Below are 19,683 nucleotides of genomic sequence, written 5' to 3' on the forward strand. Positions count from 1 at the left end.
GGCAGTTTCACCATCACGCCAGATGAGAACTTCAACGGCGACATCGATATCAGCTTCGATATCTCAGATGGCACCAACACGGTTCAAGCTTCTGCAGATCTTACGGTTAACCCAGTTAACGATTTACCAGTCCCTCAAGATCAACAGTTCAGTGTTGAAGAAGATGGTACGCTCATCTTCACCGATGCTGACTTATTAACAGGTGCTACAGACATCGAAGGTGACAACCTTACGGTTGAAGGTGTGACCTACGACGGTGGTGACGGTATCTTGACCGACAACGGTAATGGTACGTACACCTTCGCTCCTAATGAAAACTTTAATGGCGACGTAAACTTCGGTTTCGATGTGTCAGACGGCACCGATACGGTATCAGCTAACATTGATGTGAGCGTAACAGCCGTTGATGATGCGCCTGTATCGGGTGACCTCGCGTACTCAATCGATGAAGATGGTTCTATCCGTCTAAGTCAAGAGCAGCTGCTATCACAAGCCTCTGACGTGGAAGGCGATGACCTGACAGCCAGCGACCTTACGGTTGACGGTGATGCAACAGTCGTTGCGAACGATGACGGCAGCTTCACCATCACGCCAGATGAGAACTTCAACGGTGACATCGATATCAGCTTCGATATCTCAGATGGCACCAATACCGTTCAAGCCTCTGCAGACTTAACCGTTAACCCAGTAAACGACCTGCCAGTACCTCAAGATCAACAATTCAGTATTGCAGAAGACGGTACTTTACTGTTCACAGACGCGGATCTGTTAACAGGCGCTACAGACGTTGAAGGTGATAACCTGACGGTTGAAGGTATCACTTATGAAGGTACTGATGGCGTACTAACTGACTTGGGTGAGGGATCATATAGCTTTGCTCCAAACGAAAACTTCAATGGTGATGTGAGCTTTAGCTTCGATGTGTCAGACGGTACCGATACGGTGTCTGCAAACATTGATGTTAGCGTGACTCCTGAGAACGATCCGCCAGTTGCGGGTTCAACGTCTTACACCGTAAATGAAGATAACTCGATTACCATTTCTGATGCACAACTATTGGCAACATCTTCAGATATTGAGGGTGATGTATCGATAGACAGCGTGACTTACTCTGGTAGCGACGGTGTCCTCGAAATCAATGGTAACGGCACTTACACCTTCTCGCCAAATGAGAACTTCAGCGGTGAAATTGCACTGGATGTGGTTGTTGCTGATGAAGATGGTGCTACCGACGCGACGACTGCGGGCATCAATGTTCTTGAAGTGAACGATCCGCCGGTTGCAGGCCCAACGTCTTACACCATTGATGAAGACTCAGTACTGACCTTCAGTGAGTCTCAAGTGTTGCTTAACGCCTCAGATGTAGAAGGGGATGTTGAGCTTGTTGGTATTAGCTACGATGGTCCTGAGGGTATCTTCTCAGTAAATGGTGACGGCACTTGTAGCTTCGCTCCAAATGAGAACTTTAATGGCCAAGTTCAGCTTGATGTCACCATTCGTGATGAAGATGGTGCAGAGGTTGAAACCGTCATCAATGTTGACGTACTGCCAATCAATGATGCGCCAGTATCGGGTGATTTGGCTTACAACGTTAACGAAGATGGTTCAATCACACTGAGCCAAGATCAGCTGTTGTCTCAAGCGTCTGATGTTGAAGGTGAAGACCTAACCGCGAGCGACTTAACGGTTGGTGGTGATGCGACGGTTGTAGCTAACGATGATGGCAGTTTCACGATTACGCCAGATGCGAACTTCAATGGTGACATTGATATTCAATTCAACATCACTGATGGTACTGACACGGTTCAAGCAACCGCCGATCTTACTGTTAACCCAGTTAATGACTTGCCGGTTCCTCAAGACCAACAATTCAGTATTGCAGAAGACGGTACGCTGCAATTTACAGATGCCGACTTACTTACCGGTGCCACCGATATTGATGGCGACGACTTAACTGTTGAAGGTATTAGCTATACAGGTGGTGATGGCGTACTGACCGACCACGGTGATGGTACTTATACCTTTGCGCCAAATGAAAACTTCAATGGTGATGTGAACTTTAGTTTCGATGTGTCTGATGGCACAGAAACAGTCAGCGCTAACATTGATGTGAGTGTGACTCCTGAGAACGATCCGCCAGTTGCGGGTTCAACCTCATACATGGTCAATGAAGACAATGCCATCACAATTTCTGATGAACAGTTGCTAGCTAACTCTTCGGATATTGAAGGTGCGGTGTCGGTTGATACTGTGACTTACAGTGGCACTGATGGTGTGTTCCAAGATAACGGCGATGGCAGCTATACCTTCCTTCCTAATGAAAACTTCAGTGGCGATATCAGCCTTGACGTTATTGTTGCTGATGAAGACGGTTCGATTGATGAGACCACCGCGGGCATTACCGTTCTAGAAGTGAATGATCCACCGGTCGCAGGTCCAACGTCATACACCATTGATGAAGATTCGGTACTGACGTTCAGCGAATCTCAGATTCTAGTGAATGCCTCTGATGTTGAAGGTGATGTAGAACTAGTCGGTATCAATTACGATGGGGAAGACGGTATCTTCACTGTAAATGGTGATGGTACATGTAGCTTTGCACCCAACGAAAACTTCAATGGTCAGGTTCAATTGGGTGTGACCATTCAAGATGAAGATGGTGCGACGGTAGAGACACTGATTAATGTTGATGTACTGCCAATTAACGATCCACCAGTATCGGGCGATTTGGCTTACACCATCAACGAAGACAGCTCAATCACACTAAGCCAAGATCAGTTGTTGGCGCGAGCTGGTGATATTGATAGCGAAAACCTAGAAGCTATTAACCTTTCGACCGATGAAAACGCAACCATCCAACAAAATGACGATGGTAGCTACACCATTACACCAGACGCTGATTACAACGGCGACCTCGACCTGAGTTTCGATATCATCGATAACGATGGTGGTGAGGTTCAAGTTGGTCTTGATATCACAGTGAACCCGTTGAATGACTTGCCACAAGCGCAAGATCAACAGTTCACGATTGAAGAAGACGGTACGTTACTATTTACCGATGCTGACCTACTTGCAGGTGCGTCAGATATTGATGGTGATGAGCTGTCGATTGAAAACGTGCTCTACACGGGCGCTGATGGTGTTCTTAGTGATAATGGTGACGGCACTTACAGCTTTGCACCAAACGAGAACTTCAATGGTGATGTTCAATTCTCATTTGATGTTTCTGATGGCACGGGTTCAACAGCCGCCCATATTGATGTAAGTGTAACGCCGGAGAACGATCCACCTGTAGCGGGCTCGACAGCTTATACAGTTCAAGAAGATGGCCAAATCACGATCAGTGATGAACAGTTATTAGCGAACTCTTCAGATGTAGAGGGTGATGTTGCTCTATCGAGCGTTACTTACGCTGGTGACGATGGTTCGTTCGTTGATAACGGTAATGGCACCTACACCTTTACGCCAAATGAAAACTTCGACGGAGACATCTCACTAGATCTTGTCGTCGTTGACGAAGACGGTGCAACGGCGACTACCACAGCGGGCATTGATGTCATTGCTGTCAATGACGGCCCTGAAACGTCCGGTATTGAAGCCGAAGTCGACGAAGATAATTCAATCACTATTACTCAAGAACAGTTGCTTGCGAATGCTACTGACGTTGAGGGTGATGAGTTAACGGCATCTAATCTTCAAACCAACGACCCTGACGCGACAATTGTTGCTAATGACGATGGTTCATTCACCATCACGCACACAGAAAACTTCAATGGCGAGTTGGACTTCACATACAGCATCAGTGATGGTGACAATGAAGTTCTGACCACACTCGATCTAACGGTTAATCCAGTTAATGATGCGCCAGATGCGGGCGAAGAGATCTTCATACAAGCGCAAGAAGACCAAACGGTTGGTGTGACGCTTCGTGAAGAACCTGCACTGCGTTTAGACCAAGCGCCAGAAAACGGCATCATTGAAGCGAATGTTAATGATGAGTGGGTGGTGCTGGAAGTAGGGCAAGAAGTACCGGCTGATACAGAAGTACGCTTTGTTCCAAGTGAGGGGGCTCTTGCTGAAGGCACACATACTACGCAAATTGGTACCTTCGACGATAACGCTAGCGTAGACGATTGGGGTACAGAAGTTGACCCATACACTCGTGAGTTCTCGGATGGTGATTTAACGGTTACGGTTCAAAGTAACGATGATCCGCTTGGTGCTTGGAATGGTAACACCCACATAGGCCACGGCCTTGGTGATACCGATCGCCAAGGGTTGAGTGGTGATGAAAAACTGACTATTTCAGTTGAAGGTCAAGACATCAATGAAATCAGTTTCCACCTAGATGGTTTAGGTGGTTGGTTCATGGAAGAATCGCGTCACTTTACGGAAGTAGAAATCAAAGCGTTCAATGAGGACGGTGACCTAATTGACTCGATGACTTACCACAAAGAAGACCGTGGTACTTTCGAGACAGACTACACGTTAACGGTTGACCAACCAGTGTCTTACTTTGAACTCGGTACAGTTCAAGGAAATGGTACTTATGTTGTTCAAAACATGACAGTGTCACAAACCTGTCATGATGAAGCCGTGTTCACATCGATTGGTGTAGACGGTTCAGAAATTACTGAAACGGTTGAACTGAACATCCATGCCGGTGACAACGAAATTGAGCTAACGGCTGATCTTCCTAATATTACTGTCGATACTGAAGGTTCTGCTCAATTTGCTTCTGTTGTGATTACAGAAGAACAGTTACTGGCACAAGCATCAGATATCGATGGCGATGATCTTGATATTCAAAATCTTGAGCTGGTGGGTGAAAACTCAGAGCATGCAACACTGACTGACAACGGCGATGGTACTTGGACGGTGACACCAGATGAAAACTTCTACGGTGAAATTGAGCTAGGTTACCAAGTTTCTGATGGTGAGTTGACTGATGACAACATCATTAACATCAACTTTGAGTCGGTGAATGATGCGCCAATCGTTTCTGGTCCAATGGTTCTATCGACAGACGAAGACCAAGGTATTACGTTCAGTGCTGAGGATTTACTGTCGAACACTACAGATGTAGAAGGCGATGCGCTGTCTATTTCTGACATCACTTACGGTGGTGATGACGGTGATTTAGTCGACAATGGTGATGGTACATTTACCTTCATGCCGAATGAAAACTTCAATGGTGAAATCGACATTGATTACAAGGTATTCGATGGCACCGATGAAGTTGCAACCCATCTAGATCTGACCGTTGTACCTGTTAATGATGTGCCGGTTCCGGGCGAACCATTGCACACCCAAATGCTTGAAAATGGCTCTATGATCATCGAAGCGAAAGACCTATTGTCTGGCGCGACCGATGTTGATGGTGACATTCTTCATGTCGAAAACCTATTACTTGCAGACCAAACACAAGGTACGTTAACGGATAATGGTGATAATACCTTTACCTTCGAACCTGCAGAGGACTTCTACGGTGAAGTGAACCTGACCTTCGATATCAGTGACGGTCAAGCAAGCGCACCAAGTACTGCAAGAGTAGACGTTGAAATTGTCAACGAAGGCCCTGAAGTTAGCGGTCCAATTGAAGCCGCTGTTGATGAAGATGGTTCAATCACTATCACTCAAGAGGATCTGTTAGCGAATGCAACGGATGTCGATGGTGATAACCTTGAAGCGGTTAACTTTGCGACCAACGATCCAAATGCGGTTGTTGTAGAAAACCCAGACGGTAGCTTCACTATTACACCAAGTGCTGATTTCTTTGGTGAGATTGAATTTACTTACGATGTCACTGACGCGATCGAAACTGTTGCAGCTGACCTTAACCTAACCGTAAACCCAATCAATGATGCACCAGACGTTCCAGACATGTCTTTCACAACGGAAGATGGTCAAGCGATCACCATTACAGAAGCTGAACTATTAGCACAAGCGACAGATGTTGAAGGTGATGAGCTTTCCGTACTGAACGTGACAAGTGCGAGTGATACGGTAGATGTGACAGACAATGGTGATGGTACATACACATTAACGCCAGAGCAGGGCTTCTTCGGCAATGTTGACTTAACGTTTGATGTGAGCGATGGCACTGATGTGGTTGCCGCAAACATCGACCTAAAAGTTGAGTTCGTTAATGATGCGCCAGAAGCAACACCAATGGTTGCGGATGTCGACGAAGATGGTTCAATTCTCGTTACACAAGCGATGTTGCTGGAGAACGCGAGTGACCAAGATGGTGATGAGCTGTTTGCGAGCGCGCTAGAAACCAACGATCCGAATGCAAGTATCGTAGATAATGGCGATGGTACTTACACAGTGACACCTTCGGAAAACTTCAATGGTGATATCGCATTCACCTATGAAGTGAGTGATGGTGAACTCAGTACCGCCAATGACATGACATTGACCGTGAATCCGGTGAATGACATTCCAATTGTTGCCCCAGGCATGTACCACATCGAAGAGGATGGCAGCATCCTGTTCACTCAAGAAGATCTATTGAGTGGTGCGATTGATATTGATGGCGATGACCTTAGCGTTACCAGCATCAATTACTCTGGTGATGAAGGTACAGTCACCGACAATGGTAACGGCACGTTTAGCTTCGTTCCTGAAGAGCACTTTAGTGGTGACCTAGAGTTCAGCTTTACGGTTACCGACGGCACTGACGAGGTAGAACAAGACCTTAGCGTTCATATTGAAGCGGTCGCGGATGCGCCGGATCTTGTGATAACCGATGGCGACGGCGTTAACGTTGATGACCAAGCTATTTTGGTTGAGCCTGGCGGCATTGTTGAACTGAACATTGCAGCGGCGCTTGTCGACCAAGACTTGTCTGAAACACTTACCGTAACCGTAGATGGTGTGCCAGAAGGTTCGGTTATTCAATACGATAACGAAGGCGTTCTGAATGACCAAGAGAACGGTATCACCAGTTACAACGACACTGAAATTACAGTAACGTTTGAAGGTGAAACGGCAGGTTACCAAAACGCAGCGGGTTACTACAAAGTTGACGAAGACGGTAATATCACGGGTGTTGAAGTTGTCTATGAAAATGCATCACAAGTTGGTGGCGGCGGTGACCTTGTTCCAGGACAAGACCAGTTCAGCTTCCAAGTTGAAGAAGGTGAAAGTTTCAACCTGTTCTTGATTCCAAACGGACATCAGCACAATGACTTTGACGCGATGCAGGAAGGTCAGTACGAGTTCCGCGCAGCGGATGGTTCGCCAGCGAACATGGATACGGTTGATCCTCAACTTGTATTTGTTGCTGCCGATGGCACTGAAACTGTAGTTCAAGGGCAGAATGGTGATGCGATCTTCCATGGTGGTTCAAGCTCTCAGCTAAACCAAGATGGTATCGAGCATACTCGCACGACGGTTAATGAAGATGGCGAGCTCGTTTACGGATTTGAAGATTTGTATGGCGGCGGTGATGCTGACTATTCAGACTTCAATTTCACAATCGATGTCGGTGAAGTGAACAGCCAAATCTACAGTGGTGAAGTGACGGTTGGCCCTGATGGTACGGTGAACTTACCGACAACGGCTATCGAAAACTCACTACAAATCCAGTTACCAGAAGATTTCAATGAGCAGCTTGAAGTACATGTAACCGCAACCGCAACAGAGCTATCGAATGATGATTCTGAAACGGTTTCCCAAACCATTTACATTAACGCGACAGGCGCACACATTGAGCATGCACCTGAAGCACTTCCTGTTGCAGCAACAGTGGAAGAAGATGGTTCTATCATCATTACGCAAGAAGACTTGTTAGCTAATGCTCGTGATTTAGATGGCGACCAACTAACAGCGCTTAACTTAGCGACTGATGACGACAGTGTAACTATCACAGATAACGGTGATGGTACTTACACATTAACGCCAGATGCTGACTTCAATGGCGATGTTAGCTTTACGTTTGATGTGTCTGATGGTGATGATGTTGTCTCTACCAATCTAGAGCTAACGGTTTCACCAGTGAACGATGGTCCAGAAGCACAAGACCAAGCATTTACAGTCAATGAAGATGGTGTATTAACCTTCACAGACCAAGACCTATTAACAGGTTCGACGGACATTGAAGGGGACGACCTAAGCGTTGAAGGTGTGACTTACACTGGCGCAGATGGTGTTCTAACCGATAATGGCGATGGTACATACAGCTTCGCGCCAAACGAAAACTTCAATGGCGATGTAAACTTCTCGTTCAATGTATCAGATGGTACCGATACGGTAACCGCTAACATTGATGTCAGCGTGACGCCAGACAATGACCCTCCAGTGGCGGGTAGCACGTCTTACACCGTTCATGAAGACAACTCCATTACGATCAGTAACGAACAATTGCTAGCGAACTCTTCAGATATTGAAGGGGAAGTAGCGATTGATAGTGTTACCTATAGTGGCAGTGACGGTGTTCTAGAAATCAACGGTGAAGGCACATATACCTTCTCTCCAAACGAGAACTTCAATGGCGAAGTTAGCCTTGATGTGGTTGTTGTGGATGAAGACGATGCAGCTGTATCGACAACTGCGGGCATTACGGTTCTAGAAGTGAACGATCCGCCAGTTGCTGGCCCAACGTCTTACACTATCGATGAAGACTCGGTACTGACCTTTAATGAGTCTCAGGTTCTGCTGAACGCCTCTGATATTGAAGGTGACGTACAACTTGTTGAGATCAACTACGACGGTCCAGACGGAATCTTCTCAATCAATGGTGACGGCACATGTAGCTTTGCACCGAATGAAAACTTCAACGGCCAAGTCCAGTTGGATGTGACCATTCAAGATGAAGACGGCGCTCAAGTTGATACTCATATTACGGTTGATGTCTTACCAATCAATGATGTTCCAGTATCAGGAGACTTGGCATACATCGTAGAGGAAGATGGTTCAATTACCTTGAGCCAAGAGCAACTTCTTTCTCAAGCTAGCGATGTAGACGGAGACGACCTTACTGTTTCTAACTTAATGGTTGATGGAGACGCGACAGTTGTTGCTAACGATGATGGTAGCTTTACCATTACGCCAGATGCGAACTTCAATGGCGACATTGACCTAACGTTCGACATTAGCGACGGGGCAGACACTCTTGTTGCTACCGCTGACCTAACGGTGAATCCAGTTAACGATTTACCACAACCTCAAGACCAAACGTTCAGCATTGGCGAAGACGGTGTCTTGAACTTCACAGATGAAGACCTGCTAACGGGTGCTACCGATATCGATGGGGATGACCTATCGGTTGAAGGTGTGACTTACACAGGTGCCGACGGTGTTCTTACTGACAATGGCGACGGAAGCTACAGCTTTGCGCCAAACGAGAACTTCAATGGTGATGTGAACTTCAGTTTTGATGTGTCAGATGGCACGGATACGGTTCAAGCCAACATTGATGTCAGCGTGACACCAGAGAACGATCCGCCTGTTGCGGGGAGCACGTCTTACACAGTTCATGAAGACAACTCAATCACAATTAGCGACGAACAGTTACTCGCTAACTCTTCAGACATTGAAGGTGAAGTGGCAGTCGATAGCGTGACTTACACTGGCGCTGATGGTGTCTTTGAAGACAACGGTGACGGTACTTACACCTTCTCACCAAACGAAAACTTCAACGGCGAAGTGAGCCTAGATGTTGTCGTTACCGATGAGGAAGGCGCAACCGAAGCGACCACCGCGGGTATTACTGTTCTTGAGGTGAACGATCCACCAATCGCAGGCTCAACCAGCTACTCAGTGAACGAAGACGAAGTTATCACCATTAGTTCAGAGCAACTGTTGGCGAATGCTTCTGATATTGAAGGTGAAGTGGCGATTGATAGCGTTAACTACACAGGCGCTGACGGCATATTTACTGACAATGGCGATGGAACATTCAGCTTCGCACCAAACGCGAACTTCGATGGTGATGTAAGCCTGGATGTTGTCGTTACTGATGAAGATGGTGCAACTGTAGCGACCAACGCAAGCATTGATGTTCTGCCTGTGAACGATGCTCCGGTATCGGGCGACTTGGCGTACAGCGTGGACGAAGATGGTTCAATTACGTTGAGCCAAGAGCAATTACTTGCTCAAGCGAGTGATGTTGACGGCGATGACTTAACAGCGGCTAACTTAACTGTTGGTGGTGATGCGACAGTTACAGCAAACGATGATGGTAGTTTCACTATCACGCCAGATGCTAACTTCAATGGCGACATTGATTTGAACTTTGACATTACCGATGGTGATGCGACGCTTCAAGCAACGGCTGACCTAACGGTTAACCCAGTTAATGACTTGCCAACAGTCGGTGAGCCACAATTTGTGACTCAAGAAGACACCAGCTTTACCTTCACTGAAGAACAACTGCTGCAAAATGCGGGCGACATTGATGGCGATAACCTATCGGTTGAAAATGTGGCTTCAGATAGCGGTACTTTGGTTGATAACGGTGACGGTACTTATACATTCGCACCGAATGACAACTTCGACGGCAATGTGAATGTGACGTTCGACGTGAATGACGGTACAGCGACAGTACCAGCAGAAGCGACAATTGATGTTCAATCTGTGGTTGATATGCCAGAGCTGTCGATTGCGTCTGACTTGGTGATTGCTTCCGATAACTTCGAGTCTGGCTCGAACGGTTGGAATACAGGCACAGAAAGCTCTCAAGGCTTCGAGTCGGGTGACATGCTAGGTCGTATTGGTGGAACGGGCGGTGATGAAGCCGTCAGCAAAACTTACGACATTCCAAGTGATGTGAGCGAAGTTAATATCTCGTTTAGCTTCTACGAAATTGACTCTTGGGATGGTGAGTCGTTCCAAATCTTTGTTGGTGGCGAAGAGCTAACGACATTAGATAATTCTGCGTTCCGTACCGAAGATGGCACAACAACGCTTTACGATTCAGAAGGAAATGAAGTCGGCGAAGTGGTTCACGGCGTATCGCAAGGTGAGGGCTTCAGTGGTTGGAATGACCAAGCACACCAAATCAACCTAACGGTACCCGTTGAAGACGGCCAACTTGAACTTGGCTTCGGTTCAACCCTGAATCAAAGCGTTAATGACGAATCGTTTGGTATCGACAACATCGAAATCACAGTGTCTGACGCGGAATACCAAATCATTGGTACCGAAGATACACCTGTACCACTCGATATTGATGCCGCTCTAACCGATACCGATGGCTCAGAAAATCTTGCTATCTTGATTGAAGACGTGCCAGAAGGCAGCTCGCTTTCTGCAGGTACTGATAACGGTGATGGCACTTGGTCATTGCAACCAGGCGAGCTAGAAGGGCTAGAGTTTATCCCTTCAGGTGACTTCAATGGTGATGTGGTTCTAACTGTGAATGCAACATCAACAGATGTTGATACCGGTACAACCGCAACAGCTACGCAAGACGTGACGATTCACATCTCGCCAGCGAACGATGCTCCAGAAGTTGATGGTGATATCAGTGCCGTTACAGCCGAAGATAACAGCATCACGCTAACTCAAGAGCAGTTGCTAGAGCACGCTGTCGACATTGATGGTGATGACCTATCAGCAATCAACCTAACCACCAATGATGAAAATGCGACCGTTCAAATGAACGACGATGGCAGTTTCACCATTACACCGAGTGAAAACTTCAACGGTAATATCGAATTTAGTTACGATGTCACCGATGGAGAGGACATGGTCGCTGCTGGCCTAGACTTGACGGTAACACCTGTCAATGATGCGCCAGAGCCACAAGATCAAGCATTCACTATTGGTGAAGATGGGGTTCTTAACTTCTCTGACGCTGACCTGTTAACGGGTGCGACGGATGTTGAAGGTGATGACCTAACAGTCGAAGGTGTGACATACACGGGTGCTGATGGTGTGCTTACCGACAATGGTGACGGGAACTACAGCTTTGCGCCAAACGAGAACTTCAATGGTGATGTGAACTTCAGCTTTGATGTGTCAGATGGCACGGATACGGTTCAAGCCAACATTGATGTGAGCGTGACGCCTGAGAACGATCCACCAGTGGCGGGTAGCACGTCTTACACTGTGCATGAAGACAACTCAATCACGATCAGTAACGAACAGCTATTAGCCAACTCTTCAGATATTGAAGGTGAGGTTGCGATTGATAGCGTGACTTACACTGGCAGTGACGGTGTGTTCGAAGACAACGGTGACGGCACTTACACCTTCTCGCCAAACGAGAACTTCAATGGTGATGTGAGCTTAGCGGTTGTTGTTACCGATGAAGAAGGGGCAACAGAAGCGACCACCGCGGGAATCACCGTACTTGAGGTGAACGATCCGCCAATCGCAGGCTCAACCAGCTACTCAGTCAACGAAGATGAAGTTATCACCATCAGTGCAGAGCAACTGTTGGCGAACTCTTCGGATATTGAAGGTGAAGTGGCGATTGATAGTGTTACTTACACAGGCGCTGACGGTATCTTTACTGACAACGGCAACGGCACATTCAGCTTTGCACCGAACGCAAACTTCGATGGCGATGTTAGCCTCGATGTAGTGGTGACAGATGAAGACGGTGCGACAGTAGCCACCAACGCAAGTATTGATGTTCTTCCAATTAACGATCCACCAGTATCGGGTGACTTGGCATACAGCATTGATGAAGATGGTTCGATTACTCTGACTCAAGAGCAGTTGCTATCTCAAGCCTCTGATGTGGATGGCGATGACCTGACCGCAAGCAATTTAAGCGCAGGCGATAATGCAACCGTTGTTGATAATGGCGATGGCACCTTTACGGTAACGCCGGATGCTAACTTCAATGGTGATATCGACCTAAGCTTTGATATTTCGGACGGTACTGAGTCAATTGTGGCGAACGCCGATCTGACGGTAAACCCAGTCAATGACTTGCCAACGACATCTGATGTTTACGCGAACGTTGATGAAGATAATGTCATCACTATCACGCAGGAGCAGCTACTTGCGAATGCCGCTGATATTGAGGGCGATGACCTTGTCGCTTCCGACTTAACCTTAGTGGGTGACGATGCAACGATTGTCGATAATGGCGATGGCACGTTCTCAATCACTCCAAGCGAAAACTTTAATGGCTACATCGATGTTGCCTACAGCATCAGCGATGGCGACACTCCAATTGCCGCTAACTTAGGCTTAACCGTTGACCCAGTGAACGACGCGCCAATTGTTTCTGCTGATGTTGCGATAACCATTGAAGAAGATGGTTCATACACCATTACTCAAGAAGAGCTCCTACAATTCGCGACTGACATCGAAGACGATGACATGACCGCAATTATTGGAGAGCAGGGTGATGAAACAACCGTAACTGGCACTGTGTTGGATGCTGAAACCAGTAATCCAGTGTCTGGTGCAGAAGTCACCCTGACCGACAGCGCTGGCAATAGCTACACCACAGTAACGGATGACTCAGGAAATTACTCTGTTACAGGTTCAGTCGTTGACCAAGGTACGGTCACCATTGAGCAAGAAGGCTCTATTACTAACAGCTTCCTTGTCCCTGCGGGCGAAGATGTGAATGGTGGCGTAACCGCGATATCTGAAGTACTTGAAGAAACAGATATGCGTATCGTGGTGACTTGGGGTGAAAGCCCTCGAGATATGGATAACCACTTATGGTTGTACGATACAGAGAATGGCAATGAGCTAGACCATATTTACTACCGCGACATGAGCCATGATCTTGGTGAAGGTAATGTTGTTCAACAAGATGTGGATGATGTAAATGGCCATGGTCCTGAAACCATTACCATTCCAAACTACCAAGATGCTGACATGCACTATTCAGTACACAACTACACCAACAGAAGTTGGGATGTAGATGGTGTTGAAGATGTACAAGTTCAGGTGTTTGTAGGCGATACATTGGTTGAAACCTTCAGCCCGGATTTATCTGATAACCCATCAGGTGACCACTGGCATGTATTCGATATCGTGAATGGCATCATTGTTCCAAGCCAAGATGTCGGCACTCAAAATGCGTTCGATTTGCCAACGGCAGAAGAAGCGCTTGCGAATGAAAACGGCATTGATATCTCTGAGTTGCTAACTGGCGATGAAGGTGATGATTCTGGTGATACGGGGGGTAACGAACCAAGTGTTGGAGATGTTTCCATTGAGAACGCGCTTATCACTGACAATGGTGACGGTACTTACACCATTACACCGGAAGAGAACTTCAACGGTGAATTCTCCATTAGCTACAACGTGGACGATGGCAACGGTGGGGTTACGCCTGCGGAACTTGACGTTACCGTAACAGCAGTTAATGACCTTTCGGTTATTTACGACCATGACCACACCATCAATGAAGATGGCTCATTAACCTTCACTGATGAGCAGTTACTCGCTGGTGCAACGGATATCGATGGCGACGACCTTTCTGTTGAATCTGTTAACTACGAAGGCACCGAAGGTGTGTTTACGGATAACGGTGATGGCACTTACACCTTCGCTCCAAATGAGAACTTCAATGGCAGCGTCGACCTAACTTACGATGTTAGTGACGGTACGGATGTTGTATCGGCAAATATTGATGTTCAAGTTGTGCCAATTAATGATGTACCGGTTGCTGGAACTACCGCTTACAGTATTGAAGAAGATGGCAGCATTACCCTAAGCGATGCGCAACTTCTGGCGAACAGCTCAGATGTTGAAGGGGAAGTGTTTGTTAGCGATGTAAGCTACAGCGGCACAGATGGTGTGTTCACTGATAATGGTGATGGTACTTACACCTTCTCGCCAAACGAAAACTTTAACGGTGACATCAGCCTTGATGTGTCTGTTATGGATGAAGATGGCGCAACAGCTGAAACAACCGCTGGCATCGACGTGATTGCCGTCAATGACCTACCGGTTGCAGGTTCAACGACCTACAGCGTTGACGAAGATAGCGTGATTACTATTTCTGATGCACAGCTTCTTGCAAACAGCTCAGATATTGAGGGTGATGTATCCGTTAGCGATGTTTCCTACTCAGGTGCCGACGGTATCTTTACCGACAATGGCGATGGTACTTACAGCTTCGCACCAAATGAAAACTTTAATGGTAATGTCAGTCTAGATGTGACCGTTGCTGATGAAGAGGGTGCAACGGCTGAAACCACTGCGGGTATTGAAGTTATCGCGGTTAATGATGCTCCAGTATCTGGCGGTTTGGCTTACTCAGTGGATGAAGATGGTTCAATCACTCTTAGCCAAGAGCAACTGCTTGCTCAAGCATCGGATGTGGACGGCGATGACCTTACCGCTGCGAACCTAACCGCGGGTGATAACGCTACCGTTACGGCAAACGATGATGGTTCATTTACTATCACACCGGATGCCGATTTCAATGGCGATATTGACCTTAGCTTCGACCTTTCTGATGGTACTGAAACGGTTGTTGCAACGGCCGACCTTACTGTGAATCCAGTGAATGACATCGCGGTTGTAGAAGATGTCGCTTACACCATTGAAGAAGACGGTTCACTTACCTTTACAGACGAGCAACTGCTAGCGGGTGCTTCTGATATTGATGGTGATGAGCTTTCAGTTGCCGATGTTTCTTACACTGGCGCAGAGGGTGTGTTTACCGACAATGGCGATGGCACTTACACCTTTGCACCAAACGAGAACTTCAACGGTGATGTAAGTCTGGACTTCTCAGTATCTGACGGTACAGAGACGGTTGATGCAAATATCAACGTAACGGTAACAGACGTTAATGATGCTCCAGTGGCAGGCGCAACGTCTTACCAAATGAACGAAGATGGCACCATCACATTGAGCCCTGAGCAGTTGATTGCTAATAGCTCCGATGTGGACGGTGAAGTGTCGCTTGATAGCGTTAGCTACTCAGGTGCAGACGGTATCTTGGTTCAAAATGAAGATGGTTCGGTAACGTTCGCACCAAACGAAAACTTTAACGGCGACATCAACCTTGATGTGACGGTTATTGATGACGACGGTGCAACGGCTCAGACTACCGCTGGTATTGAAGTCATTGCAGTTAACGACGCACCAGTGGCTGGAAACGTGGCTTACTCGGTTGATGAAGATGGTTCAATTACGTTATCTCAAGAGCAGTTGCTGGCTAACGCATCCGATGTTGATGGTGATGCACTGATCGCAAGCAACCTATCTGCAGGCGACAATGCGGCTGTAACAGCGAACGATGATGGTTCATTTACTATCACTCCGGATGCTGACTTCAACGGCGACATAGACCTAAGCTTCGATGTGTCAGATGGCCTTGAAACGGTTCAAGCTGGCGTCGAACTAACGGTTAACCCTGTTAATGACTTACCAACAGCGGCTGACCAAAGCTTCACCGTCGAGGAAGATGGAACGCTAATCTTCACGGATGCAGACCTACTAGCAGGCGCTGCAGACATTGACGGCGATGACTTGTCTATTACGGATGTGTCTTACACGGGCGCAGAAGGTGTGTTCACTGATAATGGTGATGGCACTTACAGCTTTGCTCCGAACGAGAACTTCAATGGCGATGTCAACCTAGGCTTCACAGTGACTGATGGCACTGAGACAGTCGATGCCAATATTGGTGTGACGGTAACGGATGTTAACGATGCACCAGTAGCGGGTTCTACGTCTTACCAAATGAACGAAGATGGCACCATCACAATCAGCCCTGAGCAGTTAATTGCTAATAGCTCGGACGTTGATGGTGAAGTGTCGCTTGAAAGCGTGACTTACTCAGGCTCTGACGGCACCTTGGTTCAAAACGATAATGGGTCTGTGACCTTCACGCCAAACGAGAACTTTAATGGTGATATCAGCCTAGATGTGGTTGTGACCGATGATGACGGTGCAACGGCAACAACAACGGCAGGAATCGAAGTTCTGGCCGTGAACGATGGACCTGAATCTGAGGATGTGAAACTAACTACAGCCGAAGACAGCACCATTCTTATCACACAAGACATGTTGTTGGCTCAAGCTACCGACATCGATAACACCGCAGACGAGCTGTCAGCTTCTGGTCTACAAATCGACCCTAGCTTGGGTGAGTTGCTAGATAACGAAGATGGTACTTGGTCATTTACACCAAACGAAAACTTCAATGGCGATGTGCCAATGACGTTTAACGTTAGCGATGGCCAAGAGACAATTTCAGTCGACGGCAACATCGATGTTACGCCAGTCAATGATGCACCTGAAGCGCCAATGATTGAGATGCAAGGCGAAGAAGATGTGGTCATGGTGATTGACCCAGCATACATCGCGGATCAAGTGACAGACCTTGATGGCGACGAGATCAGCATTGAGAGCATCACAGTACGAGCTCCAGCGAATGCGACCTTAACTCAGCAACCAGACGGCATGTATCACTTAGTGACTACTCAAGACTTTAATGGCTTAGTAGAACTGGGTTATCAAGCTACTGACGGTGAAGAAGTGGTTGATGGCTCGCTGAATGTGGATGTCATTCCGGTTAACGACGCACCATTCAATGTCGGCAATGCAATGATGACCACAGACGAAGATGGCGCGTTCACCTTCGATGCTGGCGACTTGATGAACTTGTTCGGTGACATTGATACCGCTGACCTTGTTGTTTCTCGCATTATCACCGCAGACGGTGAAGATGGCGGAGAAGTAACAGACAACGGTGATGGTACTTGGACATTCACACCAACAGGCGACTTTGCGGGTGTTTCTGACCTACAAGTTGTCGTGAGTGACGGTGAGTTCGAAACGGTTCTCGATGTTCCTGTGTACGTACGTCCTGTCGCAGATGGCGCGGTTATTTCAACCGACCATGACGGTCCATTAGTCTTCGGTGAAGATGAAACAGGTCACTTGGGACTGAACGTTGGCCTAGTCGATGATTCAGAAACACTAAGTAACTTGGTGATGACAGGTTTCCCTGTTGGATTCGAGGTAACAGATGGTGTGAATACCGTGATAATCACCGAACCGGGTCAATACATCGACCTGTTCGACTGGGATATCTCAAACATTCAAATGACGCCGCCTGAAGACTTCCATGGTGAGTTCTTCGTAACCGTAAGCGCAACAACGGTTGATTACGGAGATGAGCCGGAAGCGTTTGATGATGGTATCGATTCAGGTGATTTCGAAACTGTAGCGGGTGATTCCATCATCCTAACGGCGGACGACCTAATTGGTTTGGCTGAGAATGTGGATGCTGACAGTGATGATGAAGTAAAACTGGTTCATCTTGCCGACCGCAGCCAAGGTGAGATTGTCGATAATGGCGATGGCACTTGGACGTTCACACCAGCACCAGGCTTTACTGGCGAAGCAGACATTGCTTACGTGGTTGATAAAGATGGCGTGCTTCATGATGAGCAAACTGGCGTAGTCGTGAAAGAAGGCGACTCACAAGAGAATGCAGCACCAGAAGTTAACAGCATCACGACTACGGAAATCGCAGCGGATGCCACCTTATCGTTCACTGACGAAGACATGTTAGCGAACCTGAGCGATGCAGAAGGCGATAGCTTGAGCATTGAGTCAGTAAGCTTGATGGAAGGTCAGGGCGTAATTGAGAGCGATAACCAAGGTAACTATCAATTCACACCTGCTGAAGACTACACCGGCGATGTTCAAGTTGGATTTATAGCGACCGATGGCGAGAATCGCATCGAAAGCTTCTTCAATGTGGATATCCAAAGTGGCGATGAAGCAGCGGCGAGCGAAGGTTATGCCTTAGCTGATGATGGTTCATTAACTATCACGGATGCACAGCTGGTGGGTGAGTTGGGCGTGAGTGATTCTGCACAAGTTGTTGATGTTGCAGACGCGAACGATGCTGGCTTCTTTGCCCAATCAGGCGAAGGTGAGTGGACTTACTGGCCGAACGAAGACTTCGATGGCAATTTAGCGATGAATGTTGAAGTTAACGACGGCGGTGAAGTATCAAGTCACAGCTTAAGTATCCAAGTTGAGGATGATTCAGTACAAAGTGATGAACCACAAGTCCAAGCTGCTCAAGCAACAGAAGAGCAACAAGTGGAAGTGGCTCAACAAGCTAATGACCAAGCTCAAGATGCTGAAACTGAAGACAGTACAGCAGATGTAACAGCGGCACCGGGCGATACCATCTCTATCTCGATTCCTGATGAGGTGAGTGGTAACGAATCGGTTGATTACGCTGATATGTCTGGCTTACCTGAGGGCGCTACTGTGAGTAACGCACTGGATAACGGTGATGGTAGCTTCACAATCAGTGGCAACCTAGAGCAGCCTGTATCTGTCGAACTACCAGAAGGTTACGAAGGTACTAGCGAGATCCAATTCCAAGGTTACGACGAATTGGGTAGCTCAATAGACGGAGCTAGCGGTTCTGTTGAAGTTGAGGTCGATGATCAATACACCATGCAAGGTTCTACGCAAGAACAGCAACCGGACATGGCGGGTATGGAATCTGGTGGCAGCGACTGGACAAGTGCGGGAGGTCAAGACCAAGGTGTTGACTTCACGGACGACTCTGGAAGCTTCGATTCAGATTCTCAAACTGGAACTGATCAAGGCAACGACTTCGACCAAAGCTCGATTTAATCGAGAGAGCTTAGTTTTAGTCTAAACCGACAAGTAGATAGGGCAGCGTAAAGTTGCCCTGAGCAAAGCCATGTAGAGTGACCTTTGCATGGCTTTCTTATTTGTCCCTGAGATTCATTCTTTGGCTTCAAAAAA

Annotated in this window: 1 protein-coding gene; it reads left to right on the plus strand. The window is 47.3% G+C overall.

Annotation, left to right across the window (positions count from 1 at the left end):
* The coding region (locus MSG35_RS12900) for a tandem-95 repeat protein (RefSeq protein ID WP_248384137.1) at positions 1-19,548 on the plus strand (19,548 nt) is incomplete at its 5' end.
* Positions 19,549-19,683: the final 135 nt, after the last annotated feature.

It is taken from the genome of Vibrio sp. 1CM23M, from assembly GCF_023161755.1.
Taxonomy (GTDB): domain Bacteria; phylum Pseudomonadota; class Gammaproteobacteria; order Enterobacterales; family Vibrionaceae; genus Vibrio; species Vibrio coralliirubri.